Here is a 20675-nt window from a genome sequence, read left to right as displayed (position 1 = left end):
GGGCCTCCTCAGGCGGCGAGAGGCTCGCCCACGAGTCCCGCGAAGCGGGTGTCGTCGACAGGGCCGACAGCGGCGAGCGAGAGCGGACGGGCGGACAGTTCGGCGGCGAGCTCGCGTACGTCATCGGAGGTGACCTGGTCGATGCGACGCAGGGTCTCGTCGAGGTCGGCGAACTCGCCGAGGGTGAGCTCGCTGCGGCCGAGGCGGCTCATGCGCGTGTCGGAGTCTTCGAGAGCGAGTGCCGATGCGCCGCTCAGCTGCCCACGGGCGCGGGCGATCTCGTCGTCGGTGATGCCGTCGGCTGCGATGCGCCGGAACTCGGCGAGCATGAGCTCCGCGACGTCGACGGCGCGCGCGGGCGAGCATCCCGCGTACAGCCCCATCACACCGGCATCCGAGTAGCTCGACGCGAAGGAGTACACGGAGTACGCGAGACCTCGCTTCTCGCGGATCTCCTGGAAGAGTCGCGAGCTCATGCCGCCGCCGAGCACCGAGTTGAGCACGGTGAGCGCGGGGCGGCGCGGATCGGCCGCGGCGATTCCCTCGCCGCCGAGGTAGAGGTTGACCTGTTCGAGGGGACGCTCGACGGTGACGCACGGCGAGCCGCGCCGGATGAGACCGCCGACGGGCGAACGGCGCTCGACCGGCAGCGCGGGAGCGTCGAGATCCCACCCCGCGGCGAGGAGCGCCTCGGTCGCCACCTGCACGAGAGCGTCGTGATCGACGGCGCCGGCGACGGTGATCACGAGGTCGCGGGGGCCGTAGTTGGCGCGGTAGTGCTCCCACACGGCCTCACGGCTGACGGCGCCGATCGCCTCCGGGCTGCCGCCGATGGGGCGACCGAGCGGGTGGTCGCCGAAGACCGCCTCGAAGAAGCGCTCCCCGGCCACATCGGCGGGGTCGTCGTCGGCCATCGCGAGCTCTTCGAGGATGACGCCGCGCTCGTTCTCGAAGTCGACGGGATCGAGCAGCGACGAGGCGAACATGTCGGCGAGCACGCGCACCGCCATGTCGAGATCGCGGTCACGCACCTTTGCGAAGTAGCAGGTGTGCTCCTTCGCGGTGAGCGCGTTGTGCTCACCGCCTACCGAATCGAATGCGACAGCGATGTCGAGTGCGCTGCGGGTGCCGGTGCCTTTGAAGAGCAGATGCTCGAGGAAGTGCGTCGAGCCGTAGGTCACGGGCTCCTCATCGCGCGAGCCCACGGCGACCCAGAATCCGACCGTGGCGCTCTGCGAACCGGGCACCTGTTCGGTGAGGATGCGCACCCCGCTCGGCAGGACGGTCCGTCGGACGAGCGTTCCACCGGATGCTGAGATCCGAAGGTCCGCGAGGTCGAGGGGAAGCTTCACCGCGCCGTTCATATCGCCCCGAGCCTACGCCATCTCCGTGCGGCGCCCGGGGGGTGGTGACCCCTCAACTGGGGCGCTCCCGATGAGGACAGACAGACTCGTCTGTTTGTCCTCATCATGCTAACGTGGCGGCGAACCACCACAACGACTTCCTCCCCCGGGGTCGTCGTACTTCCCACACCAGTTGAGTACGACTTTCCATTCCCAAGGAGAACCCGTCTTGCCGATCGACATCGTCCAGGTCCCCAAGCGCCACCACCTCGCCCCTGCGAAGCAGCGCATCCTCGACACCGCCGACCGCCTCTTCTACGAAGAGGGAATCCGCACGGTGGGCATCGATCGCCTCATCGCCACCTCGTCGGTCACGAAGGCCACCTTCTACAAGCACTACGGCTCCAAGGACCGCCTCATCGTCGAGTACGTGAGCTACCGGCACCTGCAGATCGCCGAGGTCACCCACGAGGCTCTCCTGGGCGTCGACAACGCCGAGGACGCGCTGCGCGCGATCAGCAAGGCGCAGGCGGAGTACATTCTCGCTTCTGAGTTCCGCGGCTGTCCGTTCCTCAAGGCCGCGACAGAGTTCCCCGAGTCCGGCCACCCCGTGCGCCAGGCGGTCGAGGACCACCGCGAATGGCTGTACCAGATCTACGAGACACTGCTGCGCCAGCTCGGTCACCCGCTGCCGGGCGACGCCGCCGACGATCTTGTGCTCGCGCGCGACGGAGCGATGTCCGGTGGCTACGCCGGCGACCCGATCGGCGCGAGCGCCGCCCTCCTGCGCGCGTACGACCGCACGCTCGCGGGCACATCCACGCGCATCGCCGCGTAACCAGCTGACCGATCTCGCAGATCCGGACGCGTGAGATCCGGACGCGTCAGTCGCCGGAGCGGTCCAGCTCGGCGAGGTGATGCCTGCTGAACCGCACGCTCGGTGCGCTCATGACATCCAGCAGCTGGTCCGGCGAGCTCACCGCCACGACCGGGGCGATGACGCACGGCTTCGACAGCAGCCAGGCAAGCGACACGGCAGCCTGGCTCACGTCGAGCGCCTCCGCCACCCGATCCACGACGCTCAGCACGCGGCGACCGCGACGGCCCAGATAGGGCGTGACGTACTCCGCTGCGGGGTTGTCGACCACACTCGCACGCGTGCGATACGCCCCCGTGAGGTACCCGCCCGCGAGCGGGAAACGGGGCATCACGGCGAGACCCTGCTGCGCAGCGACGCGCGCGAGATCGCCTTCGTACTCGCGATGCATGAGGCTGTACTCGTTCTGCAGAGCCGACATCGGCGCGACACCGAGCAGCGCGCACGCGATGCGGGCGGCGACCAGGCGATTGCCGGTGTGATCCGACATCCCGAACGCCCGCACCTTGCCGGCCCGGATCAGGTCGTCGACCGTGAGGAGCGTCTCCTCGAACGGCACGGACTCGTCGTCGATGTGCAGGTACAGCACGTCGATGCGGTCCGTCGACAGCCTGGTCAGCGACGCATCCACAGCTGAGGTGATCGCGGGAGCCGAGAGCCCCGGATGCTCGCGCGACCTTCCCACCTTCGTGGCGATCACCAGGTCGTCGCGCTGCCGGCGGCTGCGCACCCAGTCGCCGATGACCTGCTCGCTGCGGCCGTCGGCGTATGAATCGGCCGTATCGATCATGTTGCCGCCGAGGGCGGTGAACACGTCGAGGATCATGTGGGCCGTCTGCTCGGCCACGCTGTCGCCGAACGACTTGCCGCTCACCGCGAGCGGGAACACGGTCGAGTCGGTTCCCGGGATGCGGCGGCGAGGCACCGGCCGCACACCGACGATCGCCGCTGTCTCTCCGGTGCTGGGCACGGCTGTCGGTGTCGGCGCGGAGACGGGTGCAGCGCCTGCGCCTGCTCGCCCCATCCGCATCGCCATGAGCGTCCTCCCACCTGGGTGCGAGGCTAACCCGACGATCCGCTTCCGCCGCAGAGGTGCACCGGACGTTCTGCCGATTGCAACCTTTTCGTGATGTGCACTCGACGTCGGCGCGCCTCACGTGCCACGGTGGAGGCGTGCGACCGAGGAGGACACGATGACCAACGACCCGTTCTGGCGGCTCGACGAGGTGGCCCCGCTCGCGGTGCGCAGCCCTGATTTCGCGGACGGCGCGCGCCTGCCGCAGTGGGCACGCGCACGCTATGCGGGTGGCGAGGACCGCTCCCCCGAGCTGCGTTGGACGGACGCACCCGACACAGCGCGCAGCTTCGTGGTGCGCGTGTACGACCCCGACGCGCCGACCCTCAGCGGATGGTGGCACTGGGCCGTGTACGACATCCCCGCGGGAGTCGACCACCTCGCCCGCGACGCAGGCACTCCCGGCTCGGGTCTGCTGCCCCCGGGTGCCATCACGGTGGCGAACGAGCAGGGCGCTGAAGCGTATGCCGGCGCCGCTCCCCCGGCGGGCCACGGCGAGCACCGCTACTTCTTCGTCGTCAGCGCGCTCGACATCGAGCACCTCGAGCTGCCGGTCGGCGCGACGCCCGCGGTGCTCGGCGGCATGCTGCGCGCCCACGAGGTGGCGCGCGGCTTCACCGTCGGACTGAGCATCACCGAATAGTGCGGAGACGACGGATGCCCGCCCCGCGCAAGCGGGACGGGCATCCGGTCGATGAGAGGATCAGCCCTCGGCAGGAGCCTCAGGGCCCTCCGACGACGCAGCAGAGCTGTCGGTGTCGGCAGCCTCGGTCTCCTCGACGACGGGCGCCAGCGACAGCTTGCCGCGGTCGTCCATCTTCGTGATCTCGACCTGGATCTTCTGGCCGATCGAGAGAACGTCCTCGACGTTCTCGACGCGCTTGCCACCGGCGAGCTTGCGCACCTCGGAGATGTGCATCAGGCCGTCCTTGCCGGGCATGAGCGACACGAACGCACCGAACGTGGCGATCTTCACGACCGTTCCGAGGAAGCGCTCGCCCACCTCGGGGTTGATCGGGTTGCCGATCGCGAGCACCTGGGCGCGCGCGGCCTCGGCCGAGGGGCCGTCGACAGCGCCGATGTACACGGTGCCGTCCTCCTCGATCGAGATCTCGGCGCCGGTCTCGTCCTGGATGGCGTTGATCGTCTTGCCCTTGGGGCCGATGAGCTCGCCGATCTTGTCGACCGGGATGTTCACGCTGATCACGCGCGGAGCCGTCGGAGCCATCTCGTCGGGTCCGTCGATCGCCTGGTTGATGACCGCGAGGATCGCCGTGCGAGCCTCCTTGGCCTGCTTGAGCGCACCGTCGAGCACCGACGAGGGAAGACCCGCGAGCTTGGTGTCGAGCTGGATGGCCGTGACGAAGTCAGCGGTTCCGGCGACCTTGAAGTCCATGTCGCCGAGCGCGTCTTCGGCACCCAGGATGTCGGTGAGCGCCGCGTAGCGGGTCTCGCCGTCGACCTCGTCCGAGATGAGGCCCATCGCGATACCGGCGACGGGGGCCTTGAGGGGCACACCGGCGTTCAGCAGCGAGAGGGTCGAGGCGCACACGGAGCCCATCGACGTCGATCCGTTGGAGCTGAGAGCCTCAGACACCTGGCGGATTGCGTAGGGGAACTCCTCGCGCGTCGGCAACACCGGCACGAGGGCGCGCTCGGCGAGAAAGCCGTGCCCGATCTCGCGACGCTTCGGCGAACCCACGCGGCCGGTCTCACCGGTCGAGTAGGGCGGGAAGTTGTAGTGGTGCAGGTAGCGCTTCTTGGTGACAGGCGACAGCGAGTCGATCTGCTGCTCCATCTTGAGCATGTTGAGCGTCGTGACACCCAGGATCTGGGTCTCGCCGCGCTGGAAGATCGCCGAGCCGTGGACGCGCGGGATGACCTGCACCTCGGCGTCGAGCGCGCGGATGTCGGAGAGGCCACGGCCGTCGATGCGGATGCCCTCCGTGAGCACGCGCGTGCGCATGACCTTCTTGCTGACCGACTTGTACGCGGCGCTGACCATCGAGGTGACGTCGCTGCTCAGCTCGCCCGCCTCGACCTTGGCGGCGATGGTGGTCTTGACGAGCTCCTTGAGCTCGTCGTCGGCCTTCTGACGCTCCTGCTTGTCGGCGATCTGGTAGACGGCCTTGAGGTCGTCGTACGCGATCTCGGCGACGGCGTTGTAGGCCTCGTCCGAGTACGGCGGGAAGAGCGGGAACTCCTGGATCGCCTTCGCCGACTGCGCGGCGAGCTCCTGCTGAGCCTTGATGAGCTGCTTGAGGAACGGCTTCGACGCCTCGAGGCCCTGCGCGACGACAGCCTCGTCGGGCTTCGTGGCGCCGGCGCGGATGAGCTCCCAGCTCACCTCGGTGGCCTCAGCCTCGACCATCATGATCGCGACGTCCTCGTTGCCGTCCTTGTCGGTGACGAGGCGGCCGGCGACGGTGAGGTCGAAGACGGCCTCCGCGAGCTGGCTGTGCTTGGGGAACGCCACCCACTGGTCGCCGATGAGGGCGAGGCGGATGCCGGCGACGGGACCGTAGAACGGCAGACCCGAGATCTGGGTCGAGGCCGAGGCGGCGTTGATCGCGAGCGCGTCGTAGAACTCGTCGGGCGCGATGCTGAGAACGGTGATGACGATCTGCACCTCGTTGCGCAGACCCTCGACGAAGGTCGGGCGCAGGGGGCGGTCGATCAGACGGCAGACGAGGATCGCCTCGGTCGAGGGGCGACCCTCGCGACGGAAGAACGATCCGGGGATCTTGCCGGCGGCGTACGAACGCTCTTCGACGTCGACCGTGAGCGGGAAGAAGTCGAAGCCTTCACGCGGGTGCTTGCCCGCGCTGGTGGCGCTCAGGATCATCGTGTCTTCGTCGATGTAGGCGGCGACAGCGCCCTGAGCCTGCTGAGCGAGACGACCGGTCTCGAATCGGATGGTGCGGGTGCCGAACTTGCCATTGTCGATGACGGTTTCGGCGAACTTGATCTCGGGGCCTTCCACGAGGTCTCTCCTTGCTGCCGCGATACGCGCGGCTCTGCATCGGAGCAGGAGCGGACAGGAAGGACGTGACGCGCATAGATGTGCGCGCCGCTCGCCTGGATCTGGTCAACAGTAGAAGGGCTCTGACGCTCCCCCACAGGAAACTGGGGTGTTCAGAGAACCACCACCGGTGACCAGCTTCGTGCCGGCCTGCTCCGGTTCACCCCCTCGGCGCTGGCGCGCGTCGGGGTGGCCGCCGGATGGCAGCCGCACCCAGGCTACCAGTCAGGGCCATCGAGAACCAGTAATGCGGGCGTCGCGGGCCTGTCGCACGGCGCAGCATCACCACCATCCCGGGGCCACCTGCGGGACCGACGGCGGGAGGATCGGGCAGGCCTGACCGATGGCGACGAGTCGCTCGACCGGCAGCTCGCTGGTCTCGTAACGGGATCCGAGGGCCCGCAGCATCGACAGTCCGGCGTCATCGCTGTAGTGGAAGATCACCTCGGGGTGGTCCAGACCGTTCGCGCCTGCGCACGGCCGGGCGTAGCTCTCGACCCATCTGTTGGCGACCGTGCGCTCGTGCTCGGTGAGGCTCCGCCACGACTCGTAGGGCGGCGCAGGCCACGAGAACGACTGCAGGCAGGCGTCGACGCGCTGTGCCTCCCCCGTGTCGGCGAGCGAGTGCTGACCCGCGTCGGAGTACCACTCCGCATCGGTCACGCGCGGAGCCTCCCCCTCATCGTGCGTCCACCCGAGCGAGGTCATCCCGTCGCGGCTGTGGTCGGGGAAGGTGCAGCGTTGGATCACGACGTCAACGAGCCACACGGGAACCTCGGCGCCCTCCGGAGCATCTGGTCTCCCACCCCCCGGCAGAGCTGCCGCGCCCGCGATCGCGCAGGCCGCCGCCACTGCAGACGCACTCCATGCGGCGGCGACGCGTCGGGTGGTGAGCACACCTCATCGTGGCACGAGGCGCCGGCCCTCGCGAGGAACCGGGCGCCGTCCTATGCTGGCCCTATGAGTGACAACGAGAAGACCAACGCCGCATCCGAGGATGTGAAGCGCAAGTTCCGTGAGGCACTCGAGCGCAAGAAGCAACAGTCGCACGATCGCCCCGGCCACCTCGAAGGCGAAGGCGCGGTGCACGAAGCGCACACGCGTGCGGGCGGCAAGCGCGAGTTCCGCCGCAAGTCCGGCGGCTGAGCCGAACCATGCCTCACGCGGCGACCCGAACGGTCGCCGCAGACGAAGGGCGAGGGCTGTGATCAGCCCTCGCCCTTTCCGTCGCCGCCGGGCTACTCCCCCGCGAGACCGCCGAGCAGGTGGCCGAACGACTTGCCCTCACCGAGGAACGCCTCCGGGCTGAACGGGTCGACGATCTGGCGCGCGTCGCGGTTCGCCATCGCCTCGGCGAGCTCGCGCGCGCCGCGCTCGATGCGCGAGGCGAGCGGCTTCACGTCATCCGAAGCTGATCCCCAGTCGCTCGACGCGGCGAACACGCCCGTCGGCACCGGCTCGGCGTGCAGGTAGGTGAAGAGCGGACGGATCGCGTAGTCGATCGCGAGCGAATGGCGCGCGGTTCCGGCGTTCGCGCCGATGAGCACCGGCACGCCCGTGAGCGCGTCCGGGTCGACCACATCGAAGAACGACTTGAACAGGCCCGAGTAGCTCGTCGAGAAGATCGGCGTGACGGCGATGAGTCCGTCGGCGCTCGTGACGCGCGTGATCGCCGATTCGAGAGCGGGCGGGGCGAAGCCCGTCAGCAGGTTGTCGGTGATGTCGTGCGCGAGGTCACGCAGCTCGATGATGTCGACGGTCGCCTCGACACCGCGCGCGGCGAGCTCGGAGACGGTCACCGATGCGAGCCGGTCGGCGAGCATCCGGGTGGACGAGGGGTTCGAGAGCCCCGCCGAGATGACGGCGATGCGGCGTGTCATGTCAGTTCCCCTTCCGAGCGCCGAGGCCGAACGCGGCACCCGCGACGACGGGAGCCGGGGTGTCGAGGTACGGACCTCCGACGGTGAGGTTGTTGCCAGCGCCGGCACTCGGGCGTGCCTCGCGAGCCGGTTCGTTGCCGAACTTCGCCGCGACACGGGCGGCGTGTGTGGGCGCATCCGGCACCTCGGCGGGGCGGTTCTCGGCCAGCTCGCGGCGGAGCACCGGAACGACCTCGGTGCCGAGGAGCTCGATCTGCTCGAGCACGGTCTTCAGCGGCAGCCCCGCGTGGTCCATGAGGAACAGCTGGCGCTGGTAGTCGCCGTAGTGGTCGCGCATCGCGGCGTAGCGGTCGATGACCTGCTGCGGCGAGCCGACCGTGAGCGGCGTCATCTCGCTGAAGGACTCGAGCGACGGGCCGTGGCCGTAGACGGGCGCGTTGTCGAAGTACGGACGGAACTGCGTCACCGCATCCTGCGAGTTCTTCGCCATGAACGCCTGGCCGCCGAGCCCGACGATCGCCTGCTCGGGCGTGCCGTGACCGTAGTGGGCGTAGCGCTGACGGTACAGAGCGATGAGCTTCTGGTAGTGCTCCTTGGGCCAGAAGATGTTGTTCGCGAAGAAGCCGTCGCCGTAGTACGCAGCCTGCTCGGCGATCTCGGGTGTGCGGATGGATCCGTGCCACACGAACGGCGCGACGCCGCCGAGCGGGCGCGGGGTCGAGGTGAAGCCCTGCAGGGGCGTGCGGAACTTGCCCTCCCAGTCGACGACGTCCTCATCCCAGAGCTTGCGCAGCAGGGCGTAGTTCTCGATCGCGAGCGGGAGTCCCTGGCGGATGTCCTGCCCGAACCACGGGTAGACGGGCCCGGTGTTGCCGCGCCCCATCACGAGGTCGACGCGGCCGCCCGTGAGGTGCTGCAGCATCGCGTAGTCCTCGGCGATCTTCACCGGGTCGTTGGTCGTGATGAGGGTCGTCGCGGTCGACAGGATGAGCGTCTCGGTCTGCGCGCCGATGTAGGCGAGCGTCGTGGTGGGCGACGACGAGAAGAACGGCGGGTTGTGGTGCTCACCGAGCGCGAAGACGTCGAGCCCGACGGCCTCGACCTGCTTGGCGATCTCGACGATGTCGCGGATGCGCTCGGCCTCGCTCGGCGTGTGACCGGTCGTGGGGTCGCGCGTGATGTCGCTGACGCTGAAGATGCCGAACTGCATCTGGCTCATGGCTCGGGTCCTATCCCTCGTACGTTCTATGCATATGCATTGATATCGGATGAAACCGGGGAGCACCCGAGAGTATTCCCGCCCACATGCGGGAAATCCGGCACTCCCCTAGCCTGAAGTCATGGCGACTATCGACCTCACGGCAGACACCTTCGAGAGCACCATCCTGGAGGGTGGCATCGTGCTCGTCGACTTCTGGGCGGAATGGTGCGGTCCGTGCCGTGCATTCGGCCCCATCTTCGAGAAGGCGAGCGAAGCGCACCCCGACATCACCTTCGCGAAGATCGACACCGACGCCGAGCAGGGACTCTCGGCCGCGATGAACATCCGCTCGATTCCCACACTCATGGCGTTCCGCGACGGCATCGGCGTCTTCTCGCAGCCCGGCGCCCTCCCCGGCCCCGTGCTCGAAGACCTCATCACCCAGATCCGCGCGCTCGACATGGACGAGGTCCGCGCACAGATCGACGCCGCCGAAGCTGCGACCTCGCAGAGCTGACGCACGGCCGCGTAGCCTTCGCAGCGTCAGGCGCGAAGGCTACTTCAGTGCGCCCATGAGAAGGACGACCCTGTAGCCCTCGCGCTTCTTGTCGATGCGCACCGGGATGCGCTGCTTGAGGCCCCGCGTGTCCAGGCGACGCAGGTTCTCATCGATCACCGACTCGAGGCCGCGCGGGATGGTGCCCACCACCCCGCTCACGCGGCGCCCGGTGAAGAGCCTCACCTCGATGGGGGCGTCGACGCGCTCCTGGTCGAGCGTGCGCGGCGAGATGGCCGTCTCGATCGTCTCCGCGCCGGACTCGAGGATCTTCGCGATCTCATCCTGGTGCGGGTCGGAGCCAGCGAGCACCATCGTGGTGCGCTTGCTGCGCGGCTCGAGGTTGTAGACGTAGTCGTCGAAGCTCCCGAAGCCGCGATCCTCCCGCGGAAGAGAGGTGTCGACGCCGCGCTTGCTCCCGAAAAGACCCATGGGCCGATCCTAGGGGCGGGGCGCTCCCGCGAGCGCGAGCGGGGCGCGCACGGCGTCCGAGGTCCGCTCCCCCAGGTTCTCCGCGGCCTCCGCAGCATCCGCGGCACGGCAGCAGAGCGCGCAGACTGCCGCGATGAGCCCGTGCCGGCATTCGTCCATGTGCCGAGCATGCGCCTGTCGGGCGTCGTATTCCATCCCCCCGATCGGGTGGCGCGCCTTCCGCGCTCTCACCCGCTCCGCGATGTTCGGGAATGACGAAGGCCGCCACCCGCAGGTGACGGCCTTCGCAAGAAGATCGCGGTGTCGATCGACGTCAGCGACGCAGCCCGAGGCGCTCGATGAGCGAACGGTAGCGGTTGATGTCCACGTCCTGGAGGTAACCCAGGAGGCGACGACGCTGGCCCACGAGGAGCAGCAGGCCACGACGCGAGTGGTGGTCGTGCTTGTGCTCCTTGAGGTGCTCCGTGAGGTCCTTGATGCGCTTGGTGAGAAGCGCGACCTGGACCTCGGGGGATCCGGTGTCTCCGGGGGCGGTAGCGTACTCGTCGATGATCGCCTTCTTGACATCTGCATCCAGTGCCATAGTGGGGATCCCCTCTCTGTCGTTGCGCGGTGCCTCCTGCCGAATGCAGGGGCGCTCTTGATCCGCGGCCGTTAGACGGCAACCTGCCCACTCTAACAGAGACAGTCGGAAGCGCTGCCCGCCTGCGAGTGGGCCGCATCGCCGCCGCCGACTTTGAAAGACTGGTTCCATGATCGCCGAACGGATCCTCGACGTCATCCTGGCGCTCGTGCTGCTGGTCTACCTCGGCGAAGGATGGCGCAACGGGATCCTGCGCAGCGTGAGCGTCATCGTCGGCATCGCCGCGGGAGGCATCGCCGCCTACTTCGCGGTTCCTGTCATCGCCGCCGCGATCCCCTCACCCGACCTGCGCCTCGGGGCGGCGGTCGCCGCCTCGCTCCTGCTGCTCGCCGGCGGACACCTCATCGGGGCGACGGTCGCCTCGCGCCTGCAGCGCCGCTCCGATGACCCCCGCCGCGAGCGCGACCCCGGCACGGCGGCGCGGATCTTCGGCGCGCTCGCCAACCTCACGGCCGCGGCCCTCGTGACCACGCTCGTCGCCGGATCCGTCGCCCAGATGGGAGTGCCCGTGCTCTCGCAGGCGGTAGCGCGCTCCGCCGTCATCCGAGCGATCGAGTCCGTCACCCCCGCCCCGGTCGATGAAGCGCTGGGCCGCGTGCGCGCCGCGATCTTCGAGACCGGCATCCCCACGATCGACCGCGCGCTCGGCGGTGTGACGACCGCACCCGCGCCGCCCGTGATCGACACCGCCACCGATCCGCTCGACGCGGCTGCAGCATCCGTCGCCCGCATCTCGGGCGTCGCATTCGCATGCGGACAGAACCAGACCGGGAGCGGATTCGTGATCGCCCCCGAGCGCGTCGTCACGAACGCGCACGTCGTCGCGGGCGTCACCCGGCCCGTCGTGACGCTGCCCGACGGCCAGGTCGTCGACGGGCAGATCGTGCTCTTCGACGCCGGAGCCGATGTGGCCGTGATCGCCGCACCCGGTCTCACCGCCCGCCCCCTCCCCCTCGACGATGCCCAGGTGGGCGACCGCGGCGTCGTCGACGGATACCCGCACGGCGGCGGATTCACGAGCGTCCCCGCGGAGGTGCTCGCCATCTCGCAAGAGCGCGTCGCCGACATCCACGGCGGCTCCGTGCACCTGCGCGAGGTGCTCACCCTCGCTGCGGAAGTCGTTCCGGGCAACTCCGGCGGACCGCTCGTCGCCCTCGACGGCGACGTCACAGGTCTCATCTTCGCGCGGGCCGCGACCGCCGAGCGGGTCGGCTATGCCCTCTCCTCGGCGCAGCTCGCTCAGATCGTGGCCGACGCCCGCTCCCTCACCGCCCCCGTCTCCTCGGGCGCCTGCGTCGCCGGCTGATCCGCATCCCGTCATCCCCTTCCGAAGGGGACCGGGGGTTGACGAGACGGGCGCCCCGGTGCACCCTGGATGCAGATCAACTCATCGCCCTGACGAGCCGGAGTCACTGACCCGCCACAGGGCGATGAGTCTGTCTGGGCCCGCGCGAGAAGCGTCAGCCCAGTCGCGGCGCCGCCATCAGCGCCTGGCGCGACGCGGTGACCTGCGCGAGCAGAACGAGCTCATCTTTCTGGGCGCCGATGCGGTCACGTCCCGACACGATGCGCTGTCGCGCGAACGCGAGACGGGTGGCATCGCGGATGTAGCGCTCCATGTGGGCGCCCATGCCGTTGGCCTTCGCCCACTGGCGCGCGTGGCGACGGCCGCTCGCGGTGCCGAGAGTGGTGACCTCCTGCGGGCTGATCCAGCCTGCCGCCGCATACTCGGCCAGCCGCTCCTGCGTGAGCAGAGTCTCGCGCTTGCGCAGCTGCACGACGAGCACGATCGCACCCGCGAACAACGGCATCTGCACGATGACGTAGACGGCGAACCATCCGAGGAGTCCGAGGTAGGACGTGGCGTTCCACAGCGCGTGCAGCGTGATCGCGAAGACCAGGCCGACGAAGAACCCGGCGATGCCTCCCATCGTGCTGCGGCGCCCCCACAGCCCGATGAAGAGTCCGATCATCGCCGTGAACATGGCGTGCGCGAAGGGCGACATGATGCCGCGGAGGAAGAAGGTCATGGTGGCGTCCGCCGAGACGAGACCCGACTCGGCCATGCTCGCCGCGAAGTAGAGGATGTTCTCAGTGAAGGCGAAGCCTGCCGCCGCGACGCTCGCATACACGACACCGTCCACGGGCCCATCGAAGTAGCGCCGCGCGACGAGGAAGATGAGCAGCACGCCGAGGCCCTTCGCCACCTCCTCGACGACGGGAGCCTGAACGACCGCACCGAGGAATTCGTAGGTGCCGGCGTCGATCACGGCACCGTCGACGACGGTATCGATCCCGAAGCCCACGATGAGTGCCACGGCGACCGAGACACCCGACCCCCAGAGGAACGCGAACAGCAGCAGCCCGCGCGGCTCCGGCTCCCACCTGTCGATCCAGAGCACGCCGTAGAGCACGATCGCGAGCGGAACGAGCGCGAGCACCGAGCTCGCCACGAGCAGCACCGGCCCGAGCGCGAGGAGCATGTAGGCGAGCACCCCGAGAAGAGCGAGGGCTCCCACGACGATGCCGGCGATCCCCCAGGCGAGGCGCGAGTTGGACGGCACGACGGGGTCCGCGAAGACGGGCTGCGGCGGTGCCTGCGTCTGAGCCTGCAGCTCGGGCGGCGCGGCGTGAGGCTGCGCCGCCTGTGGGCGGGAGTGCGGTTGCGCGGACGATGCGGCTGTGTCGTACGACATCCCGATACCCTAACCGGACGATGCGGCCGACAGGGCTCGGTCGCTGTGCGTCGCCTGCGCTACTTCTGCTGCTCGCGCAGGATCGCGAGCGCGCGGCTGACGCGGTCGCGGAGCCCCGGAACGCTCTTGCGCTGCGGGATGCGCGCCCGCTCGAGAAGCGCCACCACCTCGGCGCGCTGGGCGCTGCGGACGGCGTCGACCGCCTGGGCGCGCACAACGGCGGCGCGCGTCGCGACGACGTACGCGGCGACACTGAGCGCAGCCGCTGCGATCGCGGCGATCGCGATGCCAGGAAGGCCGTCGGCGAATCCGACGATCGCGGTCACGATGCCGAAGGCGATGACGGCGACGAGCGCGACGACGCGGATGAGGGGCCCCGCTGCCGAGCGGCGGGCGCGCGAGCGGTCGGCGTCGGCGAGACGCAGCTCGAACTCATCGAGCTCGTCGGGCTCGAGCTGCAGGATGGCGCGGTCGCGCAGGTCGCGGCGGATGCGGGCGTAGGTGGGGCGGTCGCGGCGCACGACGGCGCCGACCGCGAGGGCGCCGACGCCGAACGCGACGAGCGCGGTGATGACGAGCGCGAGGTAGGCCACGAGTGGCTGCGATGCGTCGAAGATGGCACGTGCCGCGACATCGACGCCGAACGCGACGACGACGCCGGTGATGGCTGCGACCGCCATCGACCAGGTGAGCTCACGCACGCTGTTGCGCGTGATGAGCTCGGGGTCATCGGTGTCGCGGATGCGGCGGGCGTCGATGAACAGCGTGATGGCGTCGCCCACGAGGAGCGCGAAGATCGCCGTCTGCAGGATCAGAGCGGCGACGAGCAGCGGGTCCAGATCCACGGAGCGAGCCTAACTTGCGCTGGATTCCGTCGGAGCATCCACCGCGCCGCCGAATCGGCGCGAGCGCGAGCGATACATCCCCACGGCATCCCACAGCTGCTGACGCCCGAAGTCGGGCCACAGGGTGTCGAGGAACACCATCTCGGCGTAGGCCGACTGCCAGAGCATGAAGTTGCTGGTGCGCTGCTCGCCGGAGCTGCGCACGAAGAGATCGACGTCGGGCAGGTCCGGCACGTAGAGGTGCTTCTGGATGGTCTTCTCGGAGATGCGGTTCGGCGACAGTCGCCCTGCTGCGACCTCCGCGGCGATCCCGCGAACGGCGTCCGCGATCTCGGTGCGCCCTCCGTAGTTGACGCACATCGTGAGGGTCAGTGTCGAGTTGTGTGCGGTGAGCTGCTCGGCGAACTGCAGCTCGTCGATGACGGAGCGCCACAGCTTCGGCCGGCGACCCGCCCAGCGCACGCGCACGCCCCACTCGTTGAGCTGGTCGCGACGGCGGTGCAGCACGTCGCGGTTGAAGCCCATCAGGAACCGCACCTCGTCGGGGCTGCGCTTCCAGTTCTCGGTCGAGAATGCGTAGACCGACAGGTGCTTGACGCCGATCTGGATCGCACCGGCGACGACATCGAGAAGCGCCGCCTCGCCCGCCTTGTGTCCTTCGACGCGGGTGAGGCCTCGGCGGTTGGCCCAGCGTCCGTTGCCGTCCATGACGATCGCGACGTGCTCGGGCACGTCGGATGCGGGGATCGCGGGCGGGTACTGCCCTGTCCAGTCGATCGGCACGAAGTCGACTGCATCCTTGTGCGTCTTCGGCACGGGGGTCATCGCGAGCTCGCTTCCGTCACCCCTCGACGATACGGCAGGTGCCGGAGGATGCGGCGAGCGGCCCACGTCTTGACACGTGGCGGAGGTGCGCAAATACTTAGCCGCATGGCTAAGCGTTCTGAGCGCGGCGACCTCGTGTTCGCCGCTCTCGCCGACCCCACACGCCGGGCGATGATCGAACGACTCGCGAGCGGGCCGGCATCCGTCACCCAGCTCGCCGAGCCCTTCGGGATCGCCCTGCCCACAGCGACGCGTCACCTCGGCGTGCTCGACGACGCCGGGCTCATCACGAGCACCAAGCACGGTCGCGTGCGCATGTGCCGGCTCAACCACGCCGCCCTCGACGAGGCAGCGGAATGGATCGAGACGCACCGGCGCCGCTGGACGACACGCCTCGACGCCCTCGAGAACCGAATCGCGGAAGGAACCCCCGAATGACGAACGAGCGCACCATCACCATCACCCGACTGATCGCCGCCCCCATCCAGAAGGTCTTCTCGTATTGGACGAGCGCCGAGCTCATCGTGAGCTGGTACGCGCCCGTCGACGACTGGGTCGTGGGCCACGCCGAGATCACCCCCGGGGTGGGCGGCGGGTACATCGTGCGATTCGGCCCCGCACCCGAGGGCGACGCGTTCACGGAGGCCGGCACCTACACGGCCTACGACGAACCGCACCGACTCACCTGGGAAGGGACCGTCCACGGCGACGACGTATCCGAGACGAGCTTCATCGACGTCGTCTTCTCCGCGGAGGGGGACGGCACGCTCGTGACCGTCACCGAGACGGGCCTCACCGCCGAGTCGGCCGACGAGCACACCCAGGGCTGGGAGTGGGGTCTCGCGAGCCTCGAGCGCGCGGTGCTCGCAGGCTGAGCCGAAGCGCGCGCGGCGCTCGCGACCTACGCGGTCGTGCGATCGACGTGCTCGAGCGAGCGGAGCCCCCGCTCGAGGTGGAACTGCGTGTAGGCGGCCGTCACGCCGCTCGCCTGCGCGCGGGTGCGCTCGTCGGCAGCCTCGACCGTCTCCCAGTCGCCCGCCAGGAGCGCGGCGAGCAGCTCGAGGGTCACCGGATCGAGACGCGGGCTTCCGGGAGGTGCGGCGGCATCCGACACGACACCGCCGAGCTGCGGCACGAACGCGGTGTGCGGCCCCGGTGCACCCGTGACGGCGCAGTCGACGAAGCTGGGCGCCCATCCGGCGATCGAGAGTGCCCGCAGAAGGTAGGAGTCGAGGGTGAGACCCGGCGAGTGCTCCCCGCGCGCGAGCGACCTCAGCGCGCCGATGAGCAGCAGGAAGTGCTGCAGACCCGCCTCGTGGTCGGTGAGACGATCCGCCGTCTCGACCATCGCCGTCGCGGCCGTGTAGCGGGCGTAGTCGGAGGCGATGTCGCCCCCATAGGCACCGAGCGTCTCCGCCTGCTGCACGATGTCGAGGCTGCGCCCCTCGTAGCACTGCACGTCGATCAGCATGAACGGCTCGAGACGCGCCCCGAATCGTGAGCCGGTGCGGCGAACTCCCTTCGCCACGGCGCGGATCTTGCCGTGGCGACGGCTGAGCATCGTGACGATGCGGTCTGCTTCACCCAGCTTGTGGGTGCGCAGCACGACGGCTTCATCACGGTAGGTGGGCACGCTCGATTATCTCTCTCTGCCCTGACAGCGGCCGGGATGCCACGATGGGGCGCGTGGCGTGGCTGCGCTGGCAGGGGGCGGATCATGCATCGGTGCGGGAGCCGACCGAAAGCCCTCAGCCGTCACGCCGCAAGCGTGCTACGAATGGGTCATGAGCGATGACACGTTCTCCCTCCCCCTGTGGATGGACCTTCTCGCTGTCGGACTCGGCGGCGTGCAGGGTGCGGCCTTCGCCGCGCAGTTCCGCGATCGTCGACTCGATCTTCTCGGCGTCGCGATCATCGGCATCGCCACGGGGCTCGGCGGCGGTCTCATCCGCGATGTCCTGCTGAACCAGCAGCCCAGCGCACTGAGCACCAACGTCTACCTTCCGGTCGCGGTGGGCGCGGCGCTGCTCGGCATGCTGCTTCAGCGTCTCGTGCACAAGCTCAGCGTCACCATCAACCTGCTCGACGCGGCCTCGATCGGCATGTTCGGGGCGGTGGGCACCACGAAGGCGCTCGGCGTCGGGCTGCCGGTGATCCCCGCGATCTTCGTGGGGGCCATCGCCGCCGTGGGCGGGTCGGCGATGCGGGATGTGCTGCTGAATCTGCCCATCGCGATCATGCAGGTGGGATCGCTGTACGCGGTCGCGGCGATCGTGGGAGCGTCGAGCCTCGTCGGGCTCACATCCCTCGGCGTCGACGGCCTCATCGCCGGTATCGTCTGCGTCACCGTCACGTTCGGTGTGCGCGTCCTCGCGGTCGCCTTCAACTGGAGCCTTCCCGAGCAGCGCCACCTGCCGACAGGTTCGATCCGCATCGCCCGCCCGAAGCGCGCCGTGCAGGCTCCCGGCACCCAGCCGCGTCGCCGGTTCGTGCTGCGGCCGCGCAAGAAGCCCGACACCGCCTGACAGCGGCCAGGGGTTTCCGCGGGAGGACGCACTCGCAGACCTTCGTGAGGTCCTCGCGGCGAATGCGCTCTCCCGCGGACGTGGGTACCTTCGGGAGGACGACACGCAGCATGCGGCCGGACATCGTGGCCGGCGCGGCGTGTCCTCCCGGAGGATCAGATCAGACGGCGGCGAGCTCGCGGTCGCCCGCACGCTCGCGAACCGCGCGGTTCACAGCCGAGACGATGGCCTTGAGGGATGCGGTCGAGATGTCCGCATCGATGCCGACACCCCACAGGCGAACGTCGCCCACCTGGAGGTCGACGTAGGCGGCCGCCTGCGCGTCACCCGAGGCGCTGAGAGCGTGCTCGACGTAGTCGTAGAGCTTCACCTCGTGCCCTTCGGTCGCCAGGATGCCGAGGAGCGCCGCGATCGGGCCGTTGCCCTCACCGTGCGCCTCGACGACCTGCTCGCCGACGCGCCACCGGATGTCGAGGCTCACGACGCCGTCGAGCTCGCTCGCGGTGCGCGTCGAGAAGAGCTCGTAGCGGCCCCACTTCTCCTCGACGTCCTCGGCGGGGAGGTACTCGTCCTGGAACGCGGCCCAGATCTGCTCGCTCGTGACCTCGCCGCCCTCGGAGTCGGTCTTGGCCTGCACGACCTGGCTGAACTCGATCTGCAGCTTGCGCGGCAGGTCGAGCGCGTGGTCGGTCTTCAGCAGGTAGGCGACGCCGCCCTTGCCGGACTGCGAGTTGACGCGCACGACAGCCTCGTAGCCGCGACCCAGATCCTTCGGGTCGACGGGCAGGTAGGGAACAGCCCACACCATGTCGGAGACGGGCACACCCGTGCGCTTCGACTCGGCTTCCATGGCCTCGAAGCCCTTCTTGATGGCGTCCTGGTGGGAGCCCGAGAAGGCCGTGTAGACGAGGTCGCCGGCCCACGGGCTGCGCTCGTGCACCTTCAGCTGGTTGCAGTACTCGGCGGTGACGCGGATCGAGTCGAGGTCGGAGAAGTCGAGCTGCGGGTCGATGCCCTGCGTGAACATGTTGATGCCGAGCGCGACGAGGTCGACGTTGCCGGTGCGCTCGCCGTTGCCGAAGAGGCAGCCTTCGATGCGGTCGGCACCCGCCTGGTAGCCGAGCTCGGCCGCGGCGATGCCGGTGCCGCGGTCGTTGTGCGGGTGCAGGCTCAGCAGCACGCTGTCGCGACGCGAGAGGTTGCGGCTCATCCACTCGATCGAGTCGGCGTAGACGTTGGGGGTCGCCATCTCGACGGTCGCCGGGAGGTTGATGATGATCTTCTTCTCGGGCGTCGGCTCCATGAAGTCGATGACGGCGTTGCAGACCTCAAGCGCCACCTCGAGCTCGGTGCCCGTGTAGCTCTCGGGCGAGTACTCGTAGTAGATGTCGGTTCCGGGCACGGTCGCCTCGTACTGCTTGCACCACGCGGCACCCTGCAGGGCGATCCTCTTGACGCCTTCGACATCCGTGCGGAACACGACCTCGCGCTGTAGCGTGCTCGTGGAGTTGTAGAAGTGCACGATCGCCTGCTTGGCACCCTTGATGGACTCGAACGTGCGAGCGATGAGCTCCTCACGCGCCTGCACGAGCACCTGGATGGTGACGTCGTCGGGGATGAGGTTCTCCTCGATCAGCTGGCGCACGAAATCGAAGTCGGTCTGGCTCGCCGAGGGAAAACCCACCTCGATCTGCTTGAAGCCCATCTTCACGAGGAGCTCGAACATGATGCGCTTGCGCTCGGGACTCATCGGGTCGATGAGCGCCTGGTTGCCGTCACGCAGGTCGACGGCGCACCACATGGGCGCCTCGGTGATGACCTTGTCGGGCCAGGTGCGGTCGGGCAGGTCGACGCTGAACTGCTCGTGGTACGGGCGGTAGCGGTGGACCGGCATGGCAGAGGCGGTCTGGGTGTTCTTCATGGTGCGGTTCTTCTTCCTCGTCGATTACGGCCGACAGCGAACTCCGCGACGGGGAAGGCCTGAGAACTAGGACCCGTCGCGGCGGCTAAGAAGGAGAAGGCCGTAACGCACGAAATCAGGCTACCACCGTTCCCCTTGGCGACGACGCACGATGCGAGCGAACGTTGGGTTGCCGAGCGCAGCGTGGTGCGCGAATACTGCGAGGTATGAGATGCGCGCTCGTCGTCGCCGCCGTTGCCGTCGTGCTCGCGGTCTCCGGTTGCACGAGCGGCGCAGCCCCCGGATCCGGCTCCCCCGGCCCCGTCGACCTCGTGGGATTCGCGGCGGATGGCGTCGTCGTCGGGCAAGGCGGCGTGATCCAGGTCGACGGCTCCCCCGCCGAGCTGTGCCTCGGGGGCGTCATGGATTCGTATCCCCCGCAATGCGCGGGAGGCGTCCCGCTCGTCGGCTGGGAGTGGGAGGCGATCGAAGGCTGGGAGACGGCCTCCGGTGTGACCTGGGGAGACTATGCGGTGTGGGGCGAGTGGGATGGCGAGGCCCTCGCCGTGACCGGCGCCATCATGCTCGCGCTCTACGACCCGATGCCCTACACCTCGCCGCTGCTCGATCCTGCGAACCGCGGCGACACCTCCGAGGCAGAGCTGCTGCGCATCCAAGAGGACCTGCAGGCCCAGACGCCGTTCCCCGTTCTCGGGTCGTGGACGGAGAACGGCTACCTCTTCGCGAGCGTCATCTACGACGACGGCCGACTGCAGAGCTGGTTCGACGAGTCCTACGGTGCCGACAGGGTCGCCACCGTCGGGGCTCTGCAGCCGGTCGACGTCACGGAGTGAT

23 protein-coding genes are annotated in these 20675 nt (G+C 69.0%); 9 read left to right on the top strand and 14 right to left on the bottom strand.

Annotated features, from left to right (window positions below; genetic code table 11):
- Positions 1 to 8: 8 nt before the first annotated feature.
- A complete protein-coding gene (locus HCR12_RS05555; protein WP_166869166.1) occupies positions 9 to 1364 on the bottom strand; it encodes a M16 family metallopeptidase in 1356 nt (451 codons plus the stop codon).
- A gap of 208 nt (positions 1365 to 1572) precedes the next feature.
- Between HCR12_RS05555 and HCR12_RS05550 the strand changes: the two genes are divergently transcribed.
- Positions 1573 to 2181 (top strand): TetR/AcrR family transcriptional regulator, encoded by a 609-nt coding sequence (locus HCR12_RS05550; protein ID WP_224763690.1) that lies wholly within the window; start codon positions 1573 to 1575, stop codon positions 2179 to 2181.
- Positions 2182 to 2227: 46 nt separating this feature from the next.
- Here HCR12_RS05550 and HCR12_RS05545 read toward each other — a convergent pair whose 3' ends face one another.
- Positions 2228 to 3190: an aldo/keto reductase gene (locus tag HCR12_RS05545; protein ID WP_166869168.1), complete on the bottom strand. Its 963-nt coding sequence runs from the start codon at positions 3188 to 3190 to the stop codon at positions 2228 to 2230.
- A 223-nt stretch (positions 3191 to 3413) separates the two neighbouring features.
- Here HCR12_RS05545 and HCR12_RS05540 point away from each other — a divergent pair, with 223 nt between their 5' ends.
- Positions 3414 to 3938: a YbhB/YbcL family Raf kinase inhibitor-like protein gene (locus tag HCR12_RS05540; RefSeq protein WP_166869171.1), complete on the top strand. Its 525-nt coding sequence runs from the start codon at positions 3414 to 3416 to the stop codon at positions 3936 to 3938.
- 60 nt (positions 3939 to 3998) lie between these two features.
- On the opposite strand, the gene HCR12_RS05535 is transcribed toward HCR12_RS05540, so the two are convergent.
- Positions 3999 to 6278, bottom strand: coding sequence for a polyribonucleotide nucleotidyltransferase (locus HCR12_RS05535; RefSeq protein WP_166869173.1), 2280 nt, complete (start codon positions 6276 to 6278; stop codon positions 3999 to 4001).
- A 321-nt stretch (positions 6279 to 6599) separates the two neighbouring features.
- Entirely contained in the window at positions 6600 to 6980 is a 381-nt protein-coding gene (locus tag HCR12_RS05530; RefSeq protein ID WP_166869175.1) for a hypothetical protein, read from the bottom strand.
- 297 nt (positions 6981 to 7277) lie between these two features.
- Between HCR12_RS05530 and HCR12_RS05525 the strand changes: the two genes are divergently transcribed.
- Positions 7278 to 7463, top strand: a complete 186-nt coding sequence (locus HCR12_RS05525) for a DUF5302 domain-containing protein (protein WP_166869177.1) — start codon at positions 7278 to 7280, stop codon at positions 7461 to 7463.
- A 92-nt stretch (positions 7464 to 7555) separates the two neighbouring features.
- On the opposite strand, the gene HCR12_RS05520 is transcribed toward HCR12_RS05525, so the two are convergent.
- The gene (locus HCR12_RS05520) at positions 7556 to 8197 is read right to left on the bottom strand and encodes an FMN reductase (protein WP_166869179.1); all 642 of its coding nucleotides are present in this window, start codon (positions 8195 to 8197) and stop codon (positions 7556 to 7558) included.
- Position 8198: 1 nt separating this feature from the next.
- Complete coding sequence (locus HCR12_RS05515; RefSeq protein WP_166869537.1) at positions 8199 to 9407, bottom strand: LLM class flavin-dependent oxidoreductase; 1209 nt, start codon at positions 9405 to 9407, stop codon at positions 8199 to 8201.
- A gap of 130 nt (positions 9408 to 9537) precedes the next feature.
- Here HCR12_RS05515 and trxA point away from each other — a divergent pair, with 130 nt between their 5' ends.
- A complete protein-coding gene (trxA, locus tag HCR12_RS05510; protein WP_166869181.1) occupies positions 9538 to 9915 on the top strand; it encodes a thioredoxin in 378 nt (125 codons plus the stop codon).
- A 39-nt stretch (positions 9916 to 9954) separates the two neighbouring features.
- On the opposite strand, the gene HCR12_RS05505 is transcribed toward trxA, so the two are convergent.
- The 3 genes from HCR12_RS05505 to rpsO form a co-directional block, all read right to left on the bottom strand.
- Positions 9955 to 10386: a hypothetical protein gene (locus HCR12_RS05505; protein ID WP_166869184.1), complete on the bottom strand. Its 432-nt coding sequence runs from the start codon at positions 10384 to 10386 to the stop codon at positions 9955 to 9957.
- Positions 10387 to 10395: 9 nt separating this feature from the next.
- Positions 10396 to 10545: a hypothetical protein gene (locus HCR12_RS05500; RefSeq protein ID WP_166869187.1), complete on the bottom strand. Its 150-nt coding sequence runs from the start codon at positions 10543 to 10545 to the stop codon at positions 10396 to 10398.
- A gap of 154 nt (positions 10546 to 10699) precedes the next feature.
- Positions 10700 to 10969: a 30S ribosomal protein S15 gene (rpsO, locus tag HCR12_RS05495; protein ID WP_166869189.1), complete on the bottom strand. Its 270-nt coding sequence runs from the start codon at positions 10967 to 10969 to the stop codon at positions 10700 to 10702.
- Between the two features lie 169 nt (positions 10970 to 11138).
- Between rpsO and HCR12_RS05490 the strand changes: the two genes are divergently transcribed.
- The gene (locus HCR12_RS05490; protein WP_166869191.1) at positions 11139 to 12335 is read left to right on the top strand and encodes a MarP family serine protease; all 1197 of its coding nucleotides are present in this window, start codon (positions 11139 to 11141) and stop codon (positions 12333 to 12335) included.
- Between the two features lie 154 nt (positions 12336 to 12489).
- Here the strand turns inward: HCR12_RS05490 and HCR12_RS05485 are convergent, their stop codons facing one another.
- The 3 genes from HCR12_RS05485 to HCR12_RS05475 are packed head-to-tail and all read right to left on the bottom strand — an operon-like array spanning position 12490 to position 15395.
- The gene (locus HCR12_RS05485) at positions 12490 to 13725 is read right to left on the bottom strand and encodes a PrsW family intramembrane metalloprotease (RefSeq protein ID WP_166869193.1); all 1236 of its coding nucleotides are present in this window, start codon (positions 13723 to 13725) and stop codon (positions 12490 to 12492) included.
- Between the two features lie 59 nt (positions 13726 to 13784).
- Positions 13785 to 14570, bottom strand: a complete 786-nt coding sequence (locus HCR12_RS05480; protein ID WP_166869195.1) for a hypothetical protein — start codon at positions 14568 to 14570, stop codon at positions 13785 to 13787.
- 9 nt (positions 14571 to 14579) lie between these two features.
- A complete protein-coding gene (locus HCR12_RS05475; RefSeq protein ID WP_166869197.1) occupies positions 14580 to 15395 on the bottom strand; it encodes an isoprenyl transferase in 816 nt (271 codons plus the stop codon).
- A gap of 105 nt (positions 15396 to 15500) precedes the next feature.
- On the opposite strand from HCR12_RS05475, the gene HCR12_RS05470 reads away from it, so the two are divergent.
- Both HCR12_RS05470 and HCR12_RS05465 read left to right on the top strand, forming a co-directional pair.
- Positions 15501 to 15833: an ArsR/SmtB family transcription factor gene (locus tag HCR12_RS05470; RefSeq protein WP_166869199.1), complete on the top strand. Its 333-nt coding sequence runs from the start codon at positions 15501 to 15503 to the stop codon at positions 15831 to 15833.
- Entirely contained in the window at positions 15830 to 16270 is a 441-nt protein-coding gene (locus tag HCR12_RS05465; RefSeq protein ID WP_166869201.1) for an SRPBCC family protein, read from the top strand. Before HCR12_RS05470 ends, HCR12_RS05465 begins: the two co-directional genes overlap by 4 nt.
- A gap of 26 nt (positions 16271 to 16296) precedes the next feature.
- Here HCR12_RS05465 and recO read toward each other — a convergent pair whose 3' ends face one another.
- Positions 16297 to 17028 carry a DNA repair protein RecO gene (recO, locus tag HCR12_RS05460; RefSeq protein ID WP_166869204.1) on the bottom strand — a complete coding sequence of 244 codons (732 nt, stop codon included), beginning with the start codon at positions 17026 to 17028 and terminating at the stop codon, positions 16297 to 16299.
- 151 nt (positions 17029 to 17179) lie between these two features.
- Here recO and HCR12_RS05455 point away from each other — a divergent pair, with 151 nt between their 5' ends.
- Positions 17180 to 17920: a trimeric intracellular cation channel family protein gene (locus HCR12_RS05455; RefSeq protein WP_166869206.1), complete on the top strand. Its 741-nt coding sequence runs from the start codon at positions 17180 to 17182 to the stop codon at positions 17918 to 17920.
- A gap of 160 nt (positions 17921 to 18080) precedes the next feature.
- On the opposite strand, the gene leuA is transcribed toward HCR12_RS05455, so the two are convergent.
- Positions 18081 to 19841, bottom strand: coding sequence for a 2-isopropylmalate synthase (gene leuA, locus HCR12_RS05450; RefSeq protein WP_166869208.1), 1761 nt, complete (start codon positions 19839 to 19841; stop codon positions 18081 to 18083).
- A gap of 206 nt (positions 19842 to 20047) precedes the next feature.
- Between leuA and HCR12_RS05445 the strand changes: the two genes are divergently transcribed.
- The gene (locus HCR12_RS05445; RefSeq protein ID WP_166869210.1) at positions 20048 to 20674 is read left to right on the top strand and encodes a hypothetical protein; all 627 of its coding nucleotides are present in this window, start codon (positions 20048 to 20050) and stop codon (positions 20672 to 20674) included.
- Position 20675 lies beyond the last annotated feature (1 nt).

This window comes from Salinibacterium sp. ZJ70 (genome assembly GCF_011751865.2).
In the GTDB taxonomy this organism is placed as follows: Bacteria; Actinomycetota; Actinomycetes; order Actinomycetales; family Microbacteriaceae; genus Homoserinibacter.
This window is presented reverse-complemented; position numbering and strand designations above follow the sequence as displayed.

Excerpts from the sequence above, each read along its gene's own strand:
- HCR12_RS05555 (WP_166869166.1), bottom strand. The coding sequence starts at position 1,364 with ATGAACGGCGCGGTGAAGCTTCCCCTCGACCTCGCGGACCTTCGGATC.
- HCR12_RS05540 (WP_166869171.1), top strand. The coding sequence starts at position 3,414 with ATGACCAACGACCCGTTCTGGCGGCTCGACGAGGTGGCCCCGCTCGCG.
- HCR12_RS05525 (WP_166869177.1), top strand. The coding sequence starts at position 7,278 with ATGAGTGACAACGAGAAGACCAACGCCGCATCCGAGGATGTGAAGCGC.
- HCR12_RS05520 (WP_166869179.1), bottom strand. The coding sequence starts at position 8,197 with ATGACACGCCGCATCGCCGTCATCTCGGCGGGGCTCTCGAACCCCTCG.
- HCR12_RS05515 (WP_166869537.1), bottom strand. The coding sequence starts at position 9,407 with ATGCAGTTCGGCATCTTCAGCGTCAGCGACATCACGCGCGACCCCACG.
- trxA (WP_166869181.1), top strand. The coding sequence starts at position 9,538 with ATGGCGACTATCGACCTCACGGCAGACACCTTCGAGAGCACCATCCTG.
- HCR12_RS05505 (WP_166869184.1), bottom strand. The coding sequence starts at position 10,386 with ATGGGTCTTTTCGGGAGCAAGCGCGGCGTCGACACCTCTCTTCCGCGG.
- HCR12_RS05500 (WP_166869187.1), bottom strand. The coding sequence starts at position 10,545 with ATGGACGAATGCCGGCACGGGCTCATCGCGGCAGTCTGCGCGCTCTGC.
- rpsO (WP_166869189.1), bottom strand. The coding sequence starts at position 10,969 with ATGGCACTGGATGCAGATGTCAAGAAGGCGATCATCGACGAGTACGCT.
- HCR12_RS05490 (WP_166869191.1), top strand. The coding sequence starts at position 11,139 with ATGATCGCCGAACGGATCCTCGACGTCATCCTGGCGCTCGTGCTGCTG.
- HCR12_RS05485 (WP_166869193.1), bottom strand. The coding sequence starts at position 13,725 with ATGTCGTACGACACAGCCGCATCGTCCGCGCAACCGCACTCCCGCCCA.
- HCR12_RS05475 (WP_166869197.1), bottom strand. The coding sequence starts at position 15,395 with ATGACCCCCGTGCCGAAGACGCACAAGGATGCAGTCGACTTCGTGCCG.
- HCR12_RS05470 (WP_166869199.1), top strand. The coding sequence starts at position 15,501 with ATGGCTAAGCGTTCTGAGCGCGGCGACCTCGTGTTCGCCGCTCTCGCC.
- HCR12_RS05465 (WP_166869201.1), top strand. The coding sequence starts at position 15,830 with ATGACGAACGAGCGCACCATCACCATCACCCGACTGATCGCCGCCCCC.
- HCR12_RS05455 (WP_166869206.1), top strand. The coding sequence starts at position 17,180 with ATGAGCGATGACACGTTCTCCCTCCCCCTGTGGATGGACCTTCTCGCT.
- leuA (WP_166869208.1), bottom strand. The coding sequence starts at position 19,841 with ATGAAGAACACCCAGACCGCCTCTGCCATGCCGGTCCACCGCTACCGC.
- HCR12_RS05445 (WP_166869210.1), top strand. The coding sequence starts at position 20,048 with ATGAGATGCGCGCTCGTCGTCGCCGCCGTTGCCGTCGTGCTCGCGGTC.